This is a genomic window from Streptomyces sp. NPDC028308 (assembly GCF_055565855.1).
In genome coordinates this window covers 260,803-277,415 of record NZ_JBVHTO010000014.1, presented here as the reverse complement: position 1 = coordinate 277,415, position 16,613 = coordinate 260,803, and the positions used below count along the sequence as shown (strand labels likewise).

Here is a 16,613-nt window from a genome sequence, read left to right as displayed (position 1 = left end):
TCCCCGGGTACCCCCCGCCCGACGGAATCAGTCGGGCACCGACGACCTTGCCCGGTACATGTATTGACACTTCGTCAGGTCTGTACGCGCGTCCGCACCGCCGACAAGTCCCGTTCACGGGAAGGGAGTCGAGGCCGCTCTCAGCCCGTGATCTCGGCGAGGCGCGCCGCGACGGCGGCGAGGAGCAGGTCGAGCGCGGTCGGGTAGGCGCTGCGCCGCATGGCGGCGACCAGGTGCCCCGCGGTCGCGGCGATGTGCGGGTGGGTGCCGGAGGGCAGCCTGGCGTACGTCCGCCGCCACACTCCGACATCCGCCTGTCGCGCGGGCGCCGGGAGGGCGGCGCTTCCCGCGTCGAGCGCGCCGAAGGCCAGCGCCTGGTCGACGAAGGCGTGGTAGACGCGCACGGCCTCGGCGTCCGGGAAGCCGGCCCCGCGCAGGACGCCCAGGATCGTCTCGACGGCCTGGATCTCGTGGACGCGCCCGGTCACCCGGTACGCGCTCAGCACCGCAGCCTGGGGATGCGCGAGCGCTCCCGCGTGCATCCGCAGTCCGAGGTCGCGCAGGTCGGCGCGCCAGTCCCCGCAGGGCCGCCAGGTTCGCATGCTGCGGCCGATCAGCTCGTCGGCGATCGCGAGCAGCAGGTCGTCCGTGTCCCGGAAGTAGCGGTACAGGGCGCTGGGATCGGCGCCGAGGGCGCGGCCGAGCCGGCGGACGGTGAGGGCGTCGGCGCCGTGCTCACCGAGGAGCCGCAGCGCGGTCTCGACGATGAGTTCCTCGGACAGGACGACACCCGACTTGGTGGGGCGCCTGCGCCGCCTGGCGGCGGGCGGGACGAGGCGGTCGGTCATCGGCTCCTCCTGACGGCGGCCGTACGGGGACGGACGGGCGCCGTCGACCGGCGTACGCGCACCTTATGTCAACACCGTTGACCTGTTGCGGGGCCGGGCAGTTGCATGGGCCGTCACCGGGCCGTTCCCGGGCCGCGGGGTCCCGCACCGGTCACGGCACCGGCGCCGGAGGCCCCGCGGCCTCGCGCCCTCGACCCAAGGAATCAGGACCATGCGAGCTGACATCATCTTCATCGGCGGCCCCGTCTTCACCCCCGGCGGCGGCCGGGCGAGCGCCGTCGCGGTGACCGGCGACCGGATCACCGCCGTCGGGGGCGCGGAACTCGCCGGGCTGCGGGGGCACGGGACCGAGGTCGTCGACCTGGCGGGCAGGCTGCTGCTGCCCGGCTTCCAGGACGCCCACGTCCATCCGGTCCCGGCGGGACTGGAGTCCACCCGGTGCGACCTCACCGGCACGACCACCGCCAAGGACACCCTCGCCGCCGTCCGTGCCTACGCCGACACGCATCCCGACCGGGAGTGGATCACCGGCGGCGGCTGGTCCATGGAGGCGTTCGAGGGCGGCACGCCGACCAGGCAGCTGCTCGACGCCGTCGTCCCGGACCGGCCCGTGTACCTGCCGAACCGGGATCACCACGGCGCCTGGGCCAACAGCAGGGCGCTGGAGCTCGCGGGCGTCACCCGCGACACCGCCGACCCGGCCGACGGACGGTTCGAGCGGGACGCGGCCGGCGAACCCACCGGCATGCTCCAGGAGGGGGCCATGCAGTACGTCGGCCGGCTCGCCCCGGAGGCCACCGCGGCGGACCGGCTCGCGGCGCTGCTGCACGCCCAGCGGACCCTGCACGCGTTCGGGATCACCGCGTGGCAGGACGCCCTGGTCGGCTCGTTCCTCGGTATGGACGATCCGGCGGACGCCTATCTGACGGCGGCCCGCGACGGTTCACTGACCGCGCGCGTGGTCGGCTCCCTGTGGTGGGACCGCGAGCGCGGCGCCGAGCAGATCCCCGAACTCGTCGAACGGCGGGCGGCCTTGAGTCACGGCCGGTTCCGCGCCTCCACCGTGAAGCTGATGCTCGACGGGGTCGCCGAGACGGGCACCGCGGCACTGCTCGGCCCCTACTTGGACAAGTGCGGCTGCGCCACCGCCAATCACGGCACCAGCTTCATCGACGCGGCCCGACTGCCGTCCTACGTGACCGAGTTGGACGCGCTCGGCTTCCAGTGCCACTTCCACGCGCTGGGCGACCGGGCGGTACGCGACGCGCTGGACGCCGTGGAAGCGGCCCGCCGGGCCAACGGGGACACGGGTACCCGCCCGCACCTGGCGCACCTCCAGGTCGTGCATCCGGACGACGTGCCGCGCTTCGCACGCCTCGGCGCGACGGCCACCGTGCAGCCGCTGTGGGCCGCCCACGAACCGCAGATGGACGAGCTGACCATCCCCTTCCTCGGCCCCGAGCGGGCGGCCCGGCAGTACCCGTTCGGCTCGCTGTTGCGGGCCGGGGCGCGGCTCGCCGCCGGCAGCGACTGGCCGGTCAGCAGCCCCGATCCGCTCCAGGGCATTCACGTCGCCGTCAACCGCGTGCTGCCGGGTGCGTCCGGGCCGGTCTTCCTGCCGGGCGAGCGCCTGACGCCGACGGCCGCGTTCACGGCGTACACCGCGGGGTCGGCGTACGCCAACCACCTGGACGACACGGGGAGCGTGCGGGCCGGGGCTCTCGCCGATCTGGTGGTGCTGGACCGCGACCCGCTCGCCGGGCCGCCGGAGGCGATCGCCGAGGCCCGGGTGGCGCTGACGTACGTCGGCGGTGAGCGGGTCTTCGCGTCCCCGGACGCCTGAGGGTGTCGACGCCGGCCGCGCGGGACTGACGGGCGGGGCTCACGCGCGGCGCAGGATCCGGTTGGCGCCGGCGGCGGCCGTGGTGGCGAGCAGCCAGCCCAGGCAGATCAGCAGCACGGCCGGCCACTGGAGCGCGCCGTCCGGACTGAACGCCCGTTCCTGCCCGAAGTCCACGAGCGGCAGGAGCAGGTCCAGGGTGTAGACGGCGGGCTGGAAGCGGGGTGGCCGGCCCGGGTCGAGGGGCTGGGGCGGCCACCGGGAGAACAGCAGGGTGCCGCTGACCATGATCGCGGCCAGCCACCACACCGCGCGCATAGGCCGGTAGCCGTATCCGACCGTCACGTCCTGGAGCCGGCTCCACACCCGGCCCGGCCAGGGCAGGGTGGCGCGCAGCCGGGTCTGCTTGGCCAGCTGCACCGTACGGGCGTCGGCGTCGTGCCCGTGTTGCCGGTACACGGAGGCGAGCTGCTCGTAGGGCTGGGGGGTGAAGCCCAGGGGGTCGCGCGCCAGCAGCGGAAGCCGCCCCCGGGCGGGGAGTTGGGGCAGCAGGCTCTCGTACACCACGCCCTCCATGCGCACCCCCTCGGGCCAGCCGTCGGGGGTGCCGCGCAGCACGGTGACCCGGGTGTGGCTGAGGTCGACGGTGCCCCGCGCGGGCGGGGCGAGGCCCAGGGTGAGTTCGGAGGCGGTGGAGCGGCGGCTGGTGAGGGCGGGGCGGCCGGCCGGTACGTCGATACGGGCGTCCGCGAAGGACACCTTGCTGCGGACGGTGATGTTGCTGAGGGCGAGTCTGCCGCGTGCGGTGAAGCCGTCGCAGCAGTTGAACTCGGCGCCCACGTCTATGCCGTGGGCCCGCAGCGCGGTTTCGTGCCCGGCGCCGAGTGAGGCGCCCTCGAAGAGCACGCCGCCGCCCACCCGCGCGTCGCACAGGTCCACGATGCCCTCGGCGACCAGACCGCCCCGGCCGTTCAGGTCACCGCCAATGTGCAGCCGGTTCGCCTTGAGCACGGTCCCGGCGGGGTTGCCGAGCAGGGCGCGGGTGAGCACGACGCTGCCGCGTACGGAGGTGTCGCGCAGGTCGGCGCAGCCGTCGACGCGCAGCCCGGTGCCGGCCTGGATGTCGCCGCCCACGGTGGCGCACAGGAGTTGGAGGGCGCTCTCGCCACGCCGCTCGCCGCGTCCGGTCAGGTGGCTGCCCTCCAGGTGCAGGGTGCCGCCGATCGAGGCGCCGTACAGGTCGGTCGGGCCTTCCACCCGGCAGCCGCTGATCTCGCATTTCCAGCCGGTCGTCAGGCCGACGGCGGACAGGCCGGGCAGGGAGCAGCCGCGCATCTCCAGTGCGCCCAGCGAGGCGCCGTCGAGGCAAGGGGCCTGCGTGAAACGGCAGTTGTGCAGGCGCAGGGTCCCTCCGACGACGGCTTCGGCCAGGTCGAGCCGGCCGGTCACGCGCACATCGCGCAGCCGGAGGCGGGCCAGGTGTCCGGGCTCGGGCGGCGGCGGGGCGATCAGCAGCCTGCGGACGGCCGCCGCCCGTACCTCTCCGCCGTCCGCATACCACTCCCCCCGGCGGAAGGCGGCCCACATGCTCCGCTCGTTCCGGCTCCACTCGCTGGGCGCGAGACTGCCCGACACGTCAACTCCCCCTCCGATCAAGGAAAACCGCAGCATCGCTACCTGCTGCCCACCGGACAACCCACGCCTTCGCGCGCCTGCGCCCGTGACGACCGGCAGCCCGTACGCCGAGGTGTTTCCTGGACACCTGTCCAGCTATAGTGGACACCTGTCCATGAAGTCATCCTGAACGGGGAGTCCACAGACGATGCAAACGGTCGCGAACGTGCTGGTCGGCTTGGTGGCCGCGCTGCACGTGTACATCCTGGTCCTGGAGATGTTCCTGTGGGAGCGCGAGCCGGGCCGGGGGCTGCACGGCTTCGATCCGGACATGGCCCGGGCCACCGCTCCACTGGCCGCCAACCAGGGCCTCTACAACGGTTTTCTGGCCGCCGGGCTGGTGTGGGGCCTGGTCGCCGCCGACCCCACCGGGTTCCGCGTCCAGGTGTTCTTCCTCGTGTGCGTCGTGGTCGCCGGGGTGTTCGGGGCGGCCACCGCGAATCGCCGCATCCTCGTCGCCCAGGCACTGCCGGGCGCCCTGGCCCTCGCCGCCGTGCTGGTCGCCGGGTGACACCGGCACGCCGCCGGGACCCGCACGAAGGCATGCCGCCGGCGGACGGCGGGACCGGCCGGGGCGACCCGGCGCCGCAGGACCCGCGTGCCGCCCGGACCCGGGCCAGGCTGCGCCGGGCACTGCTCGACGAGTGCGCCCGGCGCCCGCTGTCAGAGGTGGGCGTGGCGGCGCTGACCCGGACGGCCGGGGTCGGCCGGGCCACGTTCTACGTGCACTACGCCGACCTGGAGGCGCTGGCGGTCGACGCCTGCGCCGATGTCGTACGGGACGCCGTGGACGCGCTGCACGCCTGGCGCGGGCGGCCGGACCCGGTGTCGGCCCCGCCCGCCCTGCTCGCGTTCTTCGGCGGCCTCGCCCCGCACGCCGCCCTGTACCGCACGCTGCTCACCCCGGGCGGCGGCGGCCCGCTCGGCCACGTCCTGCACCGTGACCTGCGCGCCCGCAGCCTCGCGGAGCGTGAACTCGCCGGCGCCCCCGACGCCCCGCTCGTCGCCTCCGCCGTGGCGGCCACCTTCGCCGGGGTGCTCGCCGACTGGCTGCACGGCCTCATCGAGGCAGGCACGGACGAGATCGCCCACCAGGTCTGGCAGTTGCTGGTCGCCCTGCACCGGAGCCGTTGAGGGTCGCGGGCGCGCGCCGGTCCCGCCCGCGGTGGGTGAAGCGCACGGCGGCCGGGAGCACCGCTTGGGCACTCCTAGTGCACGGTCTGGAACGTGCGCCGGTACGCCTGGGGCGAGACCCCGATCGCGGCGTGGAGGTGCTGCCGCAGCGAGGCGCCGGTCGCGAATCCCACCTCACCGGCGATCTGGTCCACCGACAGGTCGCTGGACTCCAGCAGATGACGGGCGCGGGCGACGCGCTGCTGGATGAGCCAGCGGCCGGGGCTCATGCCCACCTCCTCGTTGAAGCGGCGGGCGAAGGTGCGCAGGCTCATCCGGGCGTGGCCCGCGAGATCGGCGAGCGTCAGCGGTTCACCGAGGTGTTCGAGCGCCCAGTGCCGGGTAGCGGCCGTGCCGGCGGCCGAGGGTTCCGGGACCGGCTGCTCGATGTACTGCGCCTGGCCCCCGTCGCGCCAGGGCGGCACCACGCAGCGCCGCGCCACCTTGTTGGCCAGCTCGCTCCCGTGGTCCTTGCGGATCAGGTGCAGGCAGACGTCCACGCCGGACGCGGCGCCCGCCGAGGTGAGGACGGAGCCGTCGTCGACGAACAGCACGTCGGGATCGAGGTCCACCTTCGGGAACATGGCGCGGAAGTGCTCGGCGAGCTGCCAGTGCGTGGTGGCCGGGCGCCCGTCGAGCAGTCCGGCGGCCGCCAGCACGAAGGCACCGGTGCAGATCGAGACGATGCGGGCGTCGGGCCGGATGTGCGCGAGGGCCGCCGCGATCTCGTCGGACAGCAGCGAGGTGACGTACGAGGGCGTGATCGGCGGGATCACCACGGTGTCGGCCGTGCCGAGCACCTCGGGGCCGTGCTCGACGGTCACCGAGAAGTCGGCGTTGGTGCGCACCGGACGTCCGTCGACGCTGCACGTCAGCACTTCGTATCTGCCGTCCGCCGCACCGAAGATCCGGCTGGGGATGCCGAGTTCGAAGGGGTAGATCCCCTCGAGCGCCAGCACCACGACTCGCTCCACATGGTCCATGGCACGATTCTAGCGAACATTGGCAATCTTGCCATTTCCTCGGCCGGCCGCTTTCGGCAGGCTGGTGCCCATGAGTACTGCGAACACGATGCGAGCCATTCGTCAGACCGTCCTCGGCGGCCCCGAGGTCCTGGAGGAAGTAGTGGTGGAGCGGCCCTCCCCCGGACCCAGCGAGGTGCTGGTGCGGGTGCGGGCCGCCGGGGTCAACCCCACCGACTGGAAGCACCGCGCGACCGGCGGGTTCCTCAAGGAGCCCCCCTTCGTCCTCGGCTGGGACGTCTCCGGCGTGGTCGAGGCGGTCGGTCTCGGCGTCGCCGTCTTCAAGCCCGGGGACGAGGTCTTCGGGATGCTGCCCTACCCGTTCGGTGCCGGCTCGCACGCCGAGTACGTCACCGCGCCGGCCCGCGCCTTCGCCCGCAAGCCCGCCTCCGTCGACCACGAGCAGGCGGGCGCCCTCCCGCTCGCGGCACTGACCGCCTGGCAGGTCCTCGTCGACACCGCCGACGTGCGGCCCGGACAGCGGGTGCTGATCCACGCGGCCGCGGGCGGGGTCGGCCATCTCGCCGTGCAGATCGCCAAGGCGCGCGGCGCCCACGTGATCGGCACCGCCAGCGCGGCCAAGCACGACTTCCTGCGCGAGCTGGGGGTCGACGAGCCGATCGACTACCGGGAGACCGACTTCGCGGAGACCGTCCGTGACGTGGACGTCGTCCTGGACACGATCGGCGGCGACTACCGGTTCCGCTCGCTGCGCGTGCTGCGCCCGGGCGGCCTCCTCGTCTCGATCCTGCCGAGCGGGGCGACCGACTTCATCGAGGAGGCCGAGAAGCTGGGCGTCCGGGCGGTGGAGATGCTCGTCGAGGCCGACCACGCCGGCATGAACGCGATCGCGGGGCTGGTGGAGGAGGGCAAGCTGCGCGCCACGATCGCGGGATCGTTCCCGCTCGCCGAGGCGGCCAAGGCGCACGCGCTCGGCGACACCGGCCGCACGAACGGGCAAGCTCGTGCTGACGCTCCCGTAGCGCCCGATCGCGGAACTCACGGCCCGGCCCGGCTCGGATGGACACGAGCCGGGCCGGGCCGCGCCCGCGCCGTGGCGACCGAGCCGACCCGTCGAACCCGTCACCCCGGAGTCCGCCGTTCCACCCCAACCGCTCAAGACGCGCCGCGATGATCCAAGACAAGACATATGTCAATCGAACATGCTGGAATTCACTCCAACGGGGGTAACTTGCAGAGCAAGGAACGGTTTTGCAGCCCCGGGTGTCCAGGTGTCGTGTCTACGCTCGCAGATGTCGTCACCCCGGCCCCGGTGACTTCGGGGCCCGCGACCAGCAGCGGGCCGGCGGCCGGTTGGAGGCGATGTCGTCGTGCGGCAGGAACCTGCACCCCTCACCCGGCAGCTGCGGATCCGCCGGTACCGGGGCCACACCGTGCTGGAGCTCCACGGCGAGATCGACATCAGCGCGGCGCTCGACCTCGTCCCGCTGATGGACGCGGAGACCGGCCGTCCCGACGCCTCGATCGTGATCGACCTGCGCCCCGTCCAGTTCTTCGACTGCTCCGGGCTGCGCCTGCTGTACCGCGCCAGGCACCGCGTCGTCTCCCGGGGCGGCGAACTGCGGCTGGTGTGCACCCACCCGCTGACGCTGCGGATCATCCGGGTCACCGGCCTCGCCCGGGTGCTGCCGCCGGCGGCGTCCCTGGCCGAGGCGGTCGGCCGCACCGAGGCGGCGGCCGGGTCCTCACCGGGCTCCGGACGGACCGGACGGCCGCTTCCCACCTGCCCGGACTGACGCGGCCGGGCCGGCGTACGCCGAGCCACGGCCTGCCGACCGGCGTCCCCGCGCCTACGCGGTCTCGGGCGGGTCGAACAGGGCGCTGACCGACTCTCCGTTGTGGATCCGCCGGACCGCCTCGGCCAGGGCCGGGGCGATGGACAGGATCCGCAGCTTGTCCGTGCGCTCCTCGGGGGCGATCGGCACGGTGTTCGTGCAGACGATCTCCAGCACGTCGGGCTGCTCGCTCAGCCGCTTGAGGGCGCCCGCGGCGAACAGGCCGTGCGTGCAGGCGACCCGGATGGAGCGCGGGCCCAGCTCGCGCAGTCGCTCCAGCAGCTCCAGGACCGTACTGCCCTTGGCGATCTCGTCGTCCAGGACGATGACGTCCCGCCCGCTCACGTCGCCGATCACGGAGCTGATGCTCACCCGGTCGTCCGCGAACCGCTGCTTGGCACCGGCGGCCACCCGCGCGCCCAGCATCCGCGCGAACGCGGCGGCCTCCTTGGCGTTGCCGAGGTCCGGTGAGACGACCGTCGTCATCGAGAGGTCGTTCCCCTGGAAGTGCGCGGCAAGCTCCCGCAGGGCGTGCAGGTGGTCCACCGGCACGGAGAAGAAGCCGTGCACCTGGGGCGAGTGCAGGGTCATCGCGAGGACCCGGCTCGCCCCGGCCGCCACCAGCAGGTCGGCCACCAGCCGCCCGCCGATCGAGATGCGCGGCGCGTCCTTCTTGTCCGAGCGGGCGTAGGCGTAGTGCGGCATGACGACCGTGATCCGCCCGGCGGAGGCGCCCCGCGCCGCGTCGCACATCAGCAGCAGCTCGACCAGGTTCTCCTGGACCGGCGCCACCAGCGGCTGCACCAGGAACACGTCCCGCTCACGGCAGTTGGCCTGCAGCTGCGCCTCCAGGCAGTCGTTGGCGAAACGGCTGATCCGGGCCGGGCTGAGCGGTACGCCCAGGTGCGCGCAGACCTCGGCCGCCAGCTCGGGATGGGCACTGCCGCTGAAAACCGCGATGTCACGCACGATCCGCTCCTCCAAGATCAGATCCGGACTGCGCGGCACATGCTACGGGCAGGGAAGACCGCCCCTGACGGCCGCCTCTCCCCCGGCGCCGACGGTGGACGGCCGGAGCGGCACACCGGACGGGCGGGGCGGGCCGGATGAGTGGCGTGCCGGACGGGCGGGGGCGAGCCGGACGACCGGCGTACCGGAGCGGAGGCGGCCGGACGGACGGGGCGGCGGACCGTACCGGCGGCACGGACGGCGCGGACCGGACGAGCGGTGTACCGGAGCGGAGGTGGGGGCCGGACGACCGGCGTACCGGACGGGTGGAAGGGACAGAGAGCGGGCGGCGGACCGGGCGGTCAAGGGCGGTACGCGCGGGCGGACACGGCGGCACGCGGGCACGCCGGCACGCGGGCACGCCGGCACGGCGGCGCGCGCGGGCGGCCGGTGTGTCAGCAGCCCGAGGCCGCGGCCTGCGCGAGGATGCGGGCCGTCTGCTGTCCGGCCCGGACCGCGTGTTCGGCGCGGGAGCGCCGGCAGCGGCCCAGCACGGGGTCGTACTCCGCCATGACCACGCCCGCGTGGTCGGTGGCGGGTTCCGTGAGGCTGGCGGGCCGGCCCTGGTCGCGCAGCGCGTCCAGGAGGCGGCGCGAGTGGTGGCCGGGTACGTCGGTGTCCCCGGTGCCGTGCACCAGGTGGACGGGCGTCGGGGAGGCCGGAAGGTCCTCCGCGTCGGCGAGGGGCACCGTGCCCGTACTGCGGGCCGCGACGTCGTAGCGTCCCGCGACGCCGACCACCGCGCAGGGGCGCCAGTGGTCGGACCCCGCGCGCAGGGCGACACCGACGGCCGCGCCCGCCCCGGCGGACCAGCCGGCCAGCACCGTGCGGTCCGGGTCCCCGCCGAGACGCCCGGCCCGGTCGCGCAGCCAGTCGAGGGAGGCGAGGAGGTGGGAGCGGCCGCGGTCGGGGGCCGCGGGGTTCCAGTCGGGGACGAGGACCAGCAGTCCGTTGCCCGCCGCCTCCTCGGCCAGGGCGGCCAGCGTGTCCTTCTCGTCCGTGCCGCTGCCGTGCCAGAGCAGGGCGGCGGAGACCGGCGCGTCGAGGTCGGGTCGGTAGACGTCCAGGAGTTGCCGGCGGCCGTTCACGGGAGTGGTGTAGGGCAGGTCGCGGGTGACGGTGACGGGCATGTGCGCTGAGGAGACCTTCCGCGGGTTCTGCGGGGCGGGCGGGACCATCGGGAATCTTTGTCTATCAGCCGCGCCGCGGCGCCGGACCGGCGGGGCGGTGTCTTCGCGACCCACGCCCGGGCAGGGGCTGTTCGTGGTTCCGGGCGCGGCACAGCCCCGGCGCTCGCCTGAACCGCCGTCGGCGGCCGGAACCGTGCCCCGGCGGACGCCGGCCCACTTTCGTGATCCTCCGGGCGGGCCGCGAGGATTCGGCCAACCGGGCGTTGTGCCGGGGGATTTGGCGGGCACACGGCGTAGAGAAAGGAGGGCTGTCGACATGACGACGTCCACCAAGCAGACGCCCGGCTCGACGACGTCCGAGGACCGGGGCAAAAGGCAGCTGCCCGGCTGGATCAAGGCGCTCGTCGCCCTCGTCCTGGTGCTCGTGGTGCTGTTCGCCGGACTGCGGCTCAGCGTGCTTCCCGGGCTGCGTGACATGTTCGGCGAGGAGACGCACGACCGGTCGGGTCCCGCGCTCCTGAAGTCCATCCAGGACATGAGCCGGTACGAGGCCGCGTCCGGCAACTTCCAGGTCGTCGTGGACCTGGAGAAGGACGCCAAGCTCCTGCCCGACGCGATCCGCGGCACCCGCACCCTGTACGTCGGCGCGGGCACCGTGGACGCCTACGTCGACCTCGGCCGGCTGGACGAGAAGGACGTGTCCGTCAACGACGACCGCACGTCGGCCACGCTCCACCTGCCGCACGCGGCGCTCGGCAAGCCCGCGCTCGACGCCGACCACTCCTACGCCGTCTCCAAGCAGCGCGGCCTCCTGGACCGGCTCGGCGACCTCTTCTCGGACAACCCCAACAGCGAACGCGCCGTGCAGAAGCTCGCGGTCAAGCACATCGGCGAGGCCGCCGACGACAGCGAACTCACCGTGCGCGCCGAGGAGAACACCACGAGCATGCTCAAGGGACTGCTGGGCTCGCTCGGCTTCAAGGAGGTGAAGGTCACCTACGGCACCGCCTGACCGTGCGGGACCGCGACGCCCCGGGGGACTGCCGCTCCCCCGGATGGCAGTCTTCCCGGAACGGGCGGAGCATGGAGATGAGGGGTCCGGTTGACGTGGGCGTCGGCCGGAGAACGCCGCGGAGGAGACGAGCACCGGCCCCCGGCAGGCATCGGGCACGACCCGGTGGAAGGGAGCCGTCATGCTTGAGGTCAAGACGGTCGACAAGCCGGACGAGCGGCGCGATTTCCCCCGCGGGCACCTCGAAGCGGTCCACCTCAGCGGGCTGGACTTCGCCGTGGGGACCTTCGAGCCCGGCTGGCGCTGGTCCGAGTCCGTCGGTCCGATCGCGGGCACGGAGAGCTGCATGATCCACCACAACGGCTACGTGGTCCAGGGCCGGATGCGGCTGCTCATGGACGACGGCGCCGAGGGCGAGGTCGGCCCCGGTGACGTCTTCGTCTGTCCGCCGGGGCACGACGCCTGGGTGGTGGGCGACGAACAGGTGATCCTCTACGACTTCGCGGGCGGTATGGCGCAGGACTACGCGAAGGCCGGCAACGGGTAGGACCCGTCGTCCGGAGACCGGACGGGGCCCGGCGGGTACGCATCCCGCCGGGCCCCGTCGCGTTCCCGTGCCTTATCCGGCGGTTTCCCGGTCCTACGCACGGCGGCCCGGTGAGGCGGGGGAAAGCGGGCAGACGGCGAGGGAGGGAATCGCGGCCGTGGCGCCCACGGCTCACGGCCACCTCGTCGAACCCGCGCTCGCGGCTGCCTCCGACCGGGCATCCACCGCCGTATCGCGGGTAACCGCGCTCATCCGTAGAGCAGTTGAAACCGGGAGGACGGAATGGCACGTACGGCGTCGGGACTGTGGGGCATGCGCACCACGCGAACAGCCAAGTCCGGCAGGCGAACGCCGGCACCGCCGCCGGAGCCGGCGCCGCGGGAGCGGCGCGGACTTCCCCTCCCCTTGCGGCTGCTGGTCATGCTGCTGGCCTTCGCGGCGATGGTGGGCTTCGCGGCCGTGCTCGCGCGGCTGACCCTGGAGCCGTCGCCGGCCTCGGAGGCGCTGACCCACAACAACCTGCACCCGGGCCGCTCTCTGGAGGCATATCTCTCCCAGCCGGCCCTGCGTGACGCGGTGAAGCAGGTCGGCGGAAACCTGCTGCTGGGCGTGCCGTTCGGGGTGCTGCTTCCCATGCTCGCCCCCAAGACCCGGGGTCTGCTGCGCGTGGTGCTCCTGACCGCCGTGGTGATGCTCCTGGTCGAGGTGGTGCAGGGGGCGTTCATCACCGGGCGCGCCTTCGACATCGACGACGTCATCCTCAACACCACCGGGGCGCTGGTGGGTTACCTGCTGCTGGGCCGCCGGCTCGGGCGGGCGGTGCACCCGCGTCGTCGTCGCCGTGACTGACGCGCGGACTCCCCCGAGGTGGTCCGTACCAAAGTCTTGACACCCCCTTACCTCACTTCTTAAATCAAGAGGCGAAGCATGCACCCCCCACACCTATCGGCACACCCGCCGCACGGGTAGCCGTACAGAAGGGAGAGTCATGGACTCCCCGCGCCTGCTCCGCCGATGTCTGCTCGCCGCGGTGTCCGCCGTGTTCGTCGCCTCCGCCGCCGTGGTCCCCGCGCACGCGGGACCTCAGGCGGCGGCCGTGACGTTCTCGGACACCTTCGACGGGCCCGCCGGATCGGCCGTCGACTCCTCGAAGTGGCAGATCGAGACCGGCGACAACGTCAACAACCACGAGCGCCAGTACTACACCTCGGGCAGCAACAACGCGGCCCTGGACGGCCAGGGGCACCTGGTCATCACGGCCCGCAAGGAGAACCCGGGCAACTACCAGTGCTGGTACGGCCGTTGCGAGTACACCTCGGCCCGGCTCAACACCTCGGGCAAGTTCACCAGCACGTACGGCCACGTCGAGGCGCGGATGAAGATCCCGCGCGGGCAGGGCATGTGGCCGGCGTTCTGGATGCTGGGCAGTGACATCGGGCAGGTCGGCTGGCCCAACTCGGGCGAGATAGACGTCATGGAGAACGTGGGCTTCGAGCCCTCGACCGTGCACGGCACGATCCACGGCCCGGGCTACTCGGGCTCGGGCGGCATCGGGGCCGGCTACACCCTCCCGGGCGGCCAGGTCTTCGCGGACGCCTTCCACACCTTCGCGGTGGACTGGGCGCCCGACTCCATCACCTGGTCGGTCGACGGCACGGTCTACCAGCGGCGCACCCCGGCCGACCTGGGCGGCAAGACCTGGGTGTTCAACAAGCCGTTCTTCCTGATCCTGAACCTCGCGGTGGGCGGCTACTGGCCGGGCGACCCCGACGGATCCACCACCTTCCCGAAGCAACTCGTCGTGGACGAGGTCAAGGTGACCACCAGCGACTCGGCCGGCACCGCGGGCCCGATCACGGGGCTGGCCGGCAAGTGCGTGGACGTGGCCGGGGCCAGCTCGGCCAACGGCACCCCCGTACAGCTCTACGACTGCAACGGCACCGCCGCCCAGAAGTGGACGGTGTCCCCGGACGGCACGATCCGCGCGCTGGGCAAGTGCCTGGACGTCAAGGACAACGGCACGGCGGACGGTTCGGTCGTCCAGCTGTGGGACTGCGGCGGCAGCCCGAACCAGAAGTGGGTGGTGACGGCGGCCCGCGACATCGTCAATCCCCAGGCCGACAAGTGCCTGGACGTCACCGGCAACAACTCCGCCAACGGCACCCGGCTGCAGATCTGGACCTGCTCCGGCAACGCCAACCAGAAGTGGACGGTGAGCTGAGGCACGGACCGCCCGGCGGGCGGCTGAGGGGTCCGGCGGGGGTCGCCCCGGCCGGACCCTCTTCCCGTTCCCGGCGCGAGGGCCGGGCGGTCTCTAGTGCAGGGTCCAGGTGAGCTTGTCGCCGCCGACCCAGCGGACGACGTCCGGGTCGTCCAGGTCGTGGACCGTGATGCCGTAGGCCGCCGCGACCACCAGGACGTCGGTCACGGCCCTGGCCTCGCCGACCACTTCGCCGTCGATCTCGACGATGCGGAACGGCGGCCTGCCCGGCTGCACCCCGAGCACCATGATCCGCGGGGTGGAGATGTGGGGGCTCGCGATTTCGGTCATGTCTAGAGCGTAAGACGGTTCTCCCGGGACGGTTGAGAACGGCTGAGGCGCCTGTGGCTGCCCCGGCCCGTACGGCGCGGGAGGGCCGGGGCGTCCGTGTTCGCCCAGCCGGGTGAGCGCGGCGGGGCGCCTTGCGTCCCGTTCACCCGGCCGGGCGAGCGGAGCCGCCGTGCGCTCCGGCGGCCGCTGGGCAAGGCTGGAGACAGGAGGTGGCGATGGACCCCGTCGAGGCGCTGGACCGGATCGCGTTCCTGCTGGAGCGGGCCCAGGAGCCCACGTACCGCGTGCGCGCGTTCCGGACCGCGGCCGGCGTGCTGGGCGCGCTGCCCGCGGACGAGCTCCGGGAGCGGGCGGCGGCGGGGACGCTGGAGTCCCTGAAAGGGGTCGGCCCGAAGACCGCGCAGGTGGCCCGTGAGGCACTGGCCGGGCAGGTGCCCGGCTACCTGGAGAAGCTGGAGGGCGAGGCCGAGGTCCCGCTCGCCCGAGGCGGCGAGGAACTGCGGGCACTGCTGCGCGGAGACTGCCATCTGCACTCGGACTGGTCGGACGGCGGCAGCCCGATCGAGGAGATGGGGCGGGCCGCGGCCCGTCTCGGGCACGAGTGGGCGGTGCTCACGGACCACTCCCCGCGGCTCACCGTGGCGAGGGGCCTGTCCCCGGAGCGGCTGCGCGAGCAGCTGGACGTGGTGGCGGAGCTCAACCGGACGTGGGCGCCGTTCCGGCTGCTCACCGGCATCGAGTGCGACATCCTCGACGACGGCTCCCTCGACCAGGAACCCGAGCTGCTGGAGCGGCTCGACGTGGTGGTGGTCTCCGTGCACTCGAAGCTGCGCATGGACGCCCGCGCGATGACGCGCCGCATGGTGGCCGCCGTACGTGATCCGCACGCGGACGTCCTCGGGCACTGCACGGGGCGGCTGGTCACCGGGAGGGGGCGGCCCGAGTCCGAGTTCGACGCCGACGAGGTCTTCGCCGCCTGCGCCGAGGCCGGGACCGCCGTGGAGATCAACAGCCGACCCGAGCGGCTCGACCCGCCCCGCCGGCTGCTGCGCCGGGCGGTCGACGCGGGCGTGCTGTTCTCCGTCGACACCGACGCGCACGCACCGGGCCAGCTGGACTGGCAGATCCACGGCTGCGCCCGCGCCGAGGAGTGCGGGGTGCCCGCCGAGCGGGTCATCACCACCTGGACGGCCCACGAGCTGCTGGCCTGGACCCGGAACCGGACGGCTCCGCGACGCGTGGCGGGCCCGTGACGTGGTACCCGAGCGACGCGAGAGGAGATCACATCTGATGGAACGGGCTGCCGTGTTCGACGTCGACGGGACTCTCGTCGACACCAATCACCTGCACGTGACGACCTGGTGGGAGGCCTTCCGGCAGGCCGGGCACCAGGTGCCGATGCATGCCATCCACCGGGCGGTGGGGCTGGGGTCGGACGACCTGATCGCCCACCTGCTCGGCGACGACCGCGATCCCGACCAGGACGAGACGCTCAGCCAGGCCCACAAGGCGCTCTACGGCACGTACTTCGACCGGCTGCCGCCCCTGCGGGACGCCGGGCGGCTGCTGCGGCGCCTCGCGGACGACGGCTGGACCGTCGTCCTGGCCACCTCGGCGAGCGGTGCCGAGCTGGGCGCCCTGCGCCGGGCCATCGACGCCGACGACGCCATCAAGGCGACGGCCAGCGCCGACGACGTGGAGCAGGGCAAGCCGGCCCCGGAGCCGGTCGAGCACGCCCTGGAGCTGGCCGGGGTGCCGCCCGAGCGGGCGGTGTTCGTGGGCGACACCGTGTGGGACATGCGCGCGGGCACCCGGGCCGGGGTGACCACGGTGGGTGTCCTGTGCGGCGGTATCCCGCGCGCCGACCTGGAGGAGGCCGGGGCGGGCAGCGTCTACCGCGACCCTGCCCATCTGCTCGAACGGCTGTCGGACACCCCGCTGGCGCCCGGCGCCTGACGCGCGGCGCGTGTTCCGGAGGCCTGGAACACGCGCCGAACCGCTCCTCCCCGCCC

General features: G+C 73.4%; 16 protein-coding genes and 1 pseudogene. 11 read left to right on the top strand and 6 right to left on the bottom strand.

What is annotated here, in order from left to right; genetic code table 11:
- Positions 1-140: 140 nt before the first annotated feature.
- Entirely contained in the window at positions 141-848 is a 708-nt protein-coding gene (locus ACZ4VA_RS31830; RefSeq protein WP_356172680.1) for a TetR/AcrR family transcriptional regulator, read from the bottom strand.
- Between the two features lie 211 nt (positions 849-1,059).
- Here ACZ4VA_RS31830 and ACZ4VA_RS31825 point away from each other — a divergent pair, with 211 nt between their 5' ends.
- A complete protein-coding gene (locus ACZ4VA_RS31825) occupies positions 1,060-2,691 on the top strand; it encodes an amidohydrolase (RefSeq protein WP_468083441.1) in 1,632 nt (543 codons plus the stop codon).
- A gap of 39 nt (positions 2,692-2,730) precedes the next feature.
- Here ACZ4VA_RS31825 and ACZ4VA_RS31820 read toward each other — a convergent pair whose 3' ends face one another.
- Entirely contained in the window at positions 2,731-4,323 is a 1,593-nt protein-coding gene (locus tag ACZ4VA_RS31820) for a membrane-associated oxidoreductase (RefSeq protein WP_468083439.1), read from the bottom strand.
- A 187-nt stretch (positions 4,324-4,510) separates the two neighbouring features.
- On the opposite strand from ACZ4VA_RS31820, the gene ACZ4VA_RS31815 reads away from it, so the two are divergent.
- Both ACZ4VA_RS31815 and ACZ4VA_RS31810 read left to right on the top strand, forming a co-directional pair.
- Positions 4,511-4,873: a DUF1304 domain-containing protein gene (locus tag ACZ4VA_RS31815; RefSeq protein ID WP_355789937.1), complete on the top strand. Its 363-nt coding sequence runs from the start codon at positions 4,511-4,513 to the stop codon at positions 4,871-4,873.
- A 32-nt stretch (positions 4,874-4,905) separates the two neighbouring features.
- Positions 4,906-5,496, top strand: coding sequence for a TetR/AcrR family transcriptional regulator (locus ACZ4VA_RS31810; protein ID WP_356172671.1), 591 nt, complete (start codon positions 4,906-4,908; stop codon positions 5,494-5,496).
- Between the two features lie 74 nt (positions 5,497-5,570).
- On the opposite strand, the gene ACZ4VA_RS31805 is transcribed toward ACZ4VA_RS31810, so the two are convergent.
- A complete protein-coding gene (locus ACZ4VA_RS31805; protein ID WP_355789934.1) occupies positions 5,571-6,518 on the bottom strand; it encodes a GlxA family transcriptional regulator in 948 nt (315 codons plus the stop codon).
- Between the two features lie 70 nt (positions 6,519-6,588).
- On the opposite strand from ACZ4VA_RS31805, the pseudogene ACZ4VA_RS31800 reads away from it, so the two are divergent.
- Together ACZ4VA_RS31800 and ACZ4VA_RS31795 are read left to right on the top strand one after the other, a co-directional pair.
- A pseudogene (locus tag ACZ4VA_RS31800) lies at positions 6,589-7,540 on the top strand (NADP-dependent oxidoreductase).
- Between the two features lie 348 nt (positions 7,541-7,888).
- Positions 7,889-8,314, top strand: a complete 426-nt coding sequence (locus ACZ4VA_RS31795) for an anti-sigma factor antagonist (RefSeq protein ID WP_356172667.1) — start codon at positions 7,889-7,891, stop codon at positions 8,312-8,314.
- Positions 8,315-8,368: 54 nt separating this feature from the next.
- Here the strand turns inward: ACZ4VA_RS31795 and ACZ4VA_RS31790 are convergent, their stop codons facing one another.
- Together ACZ4VA_RS31790 and ACZ4VA_RS31785 are read right to left on the bottom strand one after the other, a co-directional pair.
- Positions 8,369-9,322: a ribose-phosphate diphosphokinase gene (locus ACZ4VA_RS31790; RefSeq protein ID WP_355795971.1), complete on the bottom strand. Its 954-nt coding sequence runs from the start codon at positions 9,320-9,322 to the stop codon at positions 8,369-8,371.
- 434 nt (positions 9,323-9,756) lie between these two features.
- A complete protein-coding gene (locus tag ACZ4VA_RS31785; RefSeq protein ID WP_356172663.1) occupies positions 9,757-10,491 on the bottom strand; it encodes an alpha/beta hydrolase in 735 nt (244 codons plus the stop codon).
- Positions 10,492-10,807: 316 nt separating this feature from the next.
- On the opposite strand from ACZ4VA_RS31785, the gene ACZ4VA_RS31780 reads away from it, so the two are divergent.
- The 4 genes from ACZ4VA_RS31780 to ACZ4VA_RS31765 all read left to right on the top strand — a co-directional run bounded on the left by ACZ4VA_RS31780 (position 10,808) and on the right by ACZ4VA_RS31765 (position 14,271).
- Positions 10,808-11,503: a DUF4230 domain-containing protein gene (locus ACZ4VA_RS31780; RefSeq protein ID WP_389391277.1), complete on the top strand. Its 696-nt coding sequence runs from the start codon at positions 10,808-10,810 to the stop codon at positions 11,501-11,503.
- A gap of 181 nt (positions 11,504-11,684) precedes the next feature.
- Positions 11,685-12,050 (top strand): cupin domain-containing protein, encoded by a 366-nt coding sequence (locus ACZ4VA_RS31775; protein WP_356172658.1) that lies wholly within the window; start codon positions 11,685-11,687, stop codon positions 12,048-12,050.
- Between the two features lie 312 nt (positions 12,051-12,362).
- Positions 12,363-12,899, top strand: coding sequence for a VanZ family protein (locus tag ACZ4VA_RS31770; RefSeq protein ID WP_388906002.1), 537 nt, complete (start codon positions 12,363-12,365; stop codon positions 12,897-12,899).
- A gap of 139 nt (positions 12,900-13,038) precedes the next feature.
- Positions 13,039-14,271, top strand: coding sequence for a ricin-type beta-trefoil lectin domain protein (locus ACZ4VA_RS31765; RefSeq protein ID WP_468083434.1), 1,233 nt, complete (start codon positions 13,039-13,041; stop codon positions 14,269-14,271).
- Positions 14,272-14,364: 93 nt separating this feature from the next.
- Here the strand turns inward: ACZ4VA_RS31765 and ACZ4VA_RS31760 are convergent, their stop codons facing one another.
- Complete coding sequence (locus ACZ4VA_RS31760) at positions 14,365-14,601, bottom strand: hypothetical protein (RefSeq protein ID WP_355792306.1); 237 nt, start codon at positions 14,599-14,601, stop codon at positions 14,365-14,367.
- 215 nt (positions 14,602-14,816) lie between these two features.
- Here ACZ4VA_RS31760 and ACZ4VA_RS31755 point away from each other — a divergent pair, with 215 nt between their 5' ends.
- Both ACZ4VA_RS31755 and ACZ4VA_RS31750 read left to right on the top strand, forming a co-directional pair.
- Entirely contained in the window at positions 14,817-15,854 is a 1,038-nt protein-coding gene (locus ACZ4VA_RS31755) for a PHP domain-containing protein (protein ID WP_468083432.1), read from the top strand.
- 37 nt (positions 15,855-15,891) lie between these two features.
- Positions 15,892-16,557, top strand: a complete 666-nt coding sequence (locus tag ACZ4VA_RS31750; protein WP_356172651.1) for an HAD family hydrolase — start codon at positions 15,892-15,894, stop codon at positions 16,555-16,557.
- The last annotated feature ends 56 nt before the right edge of the window (positions 16,558-16,613 follow it).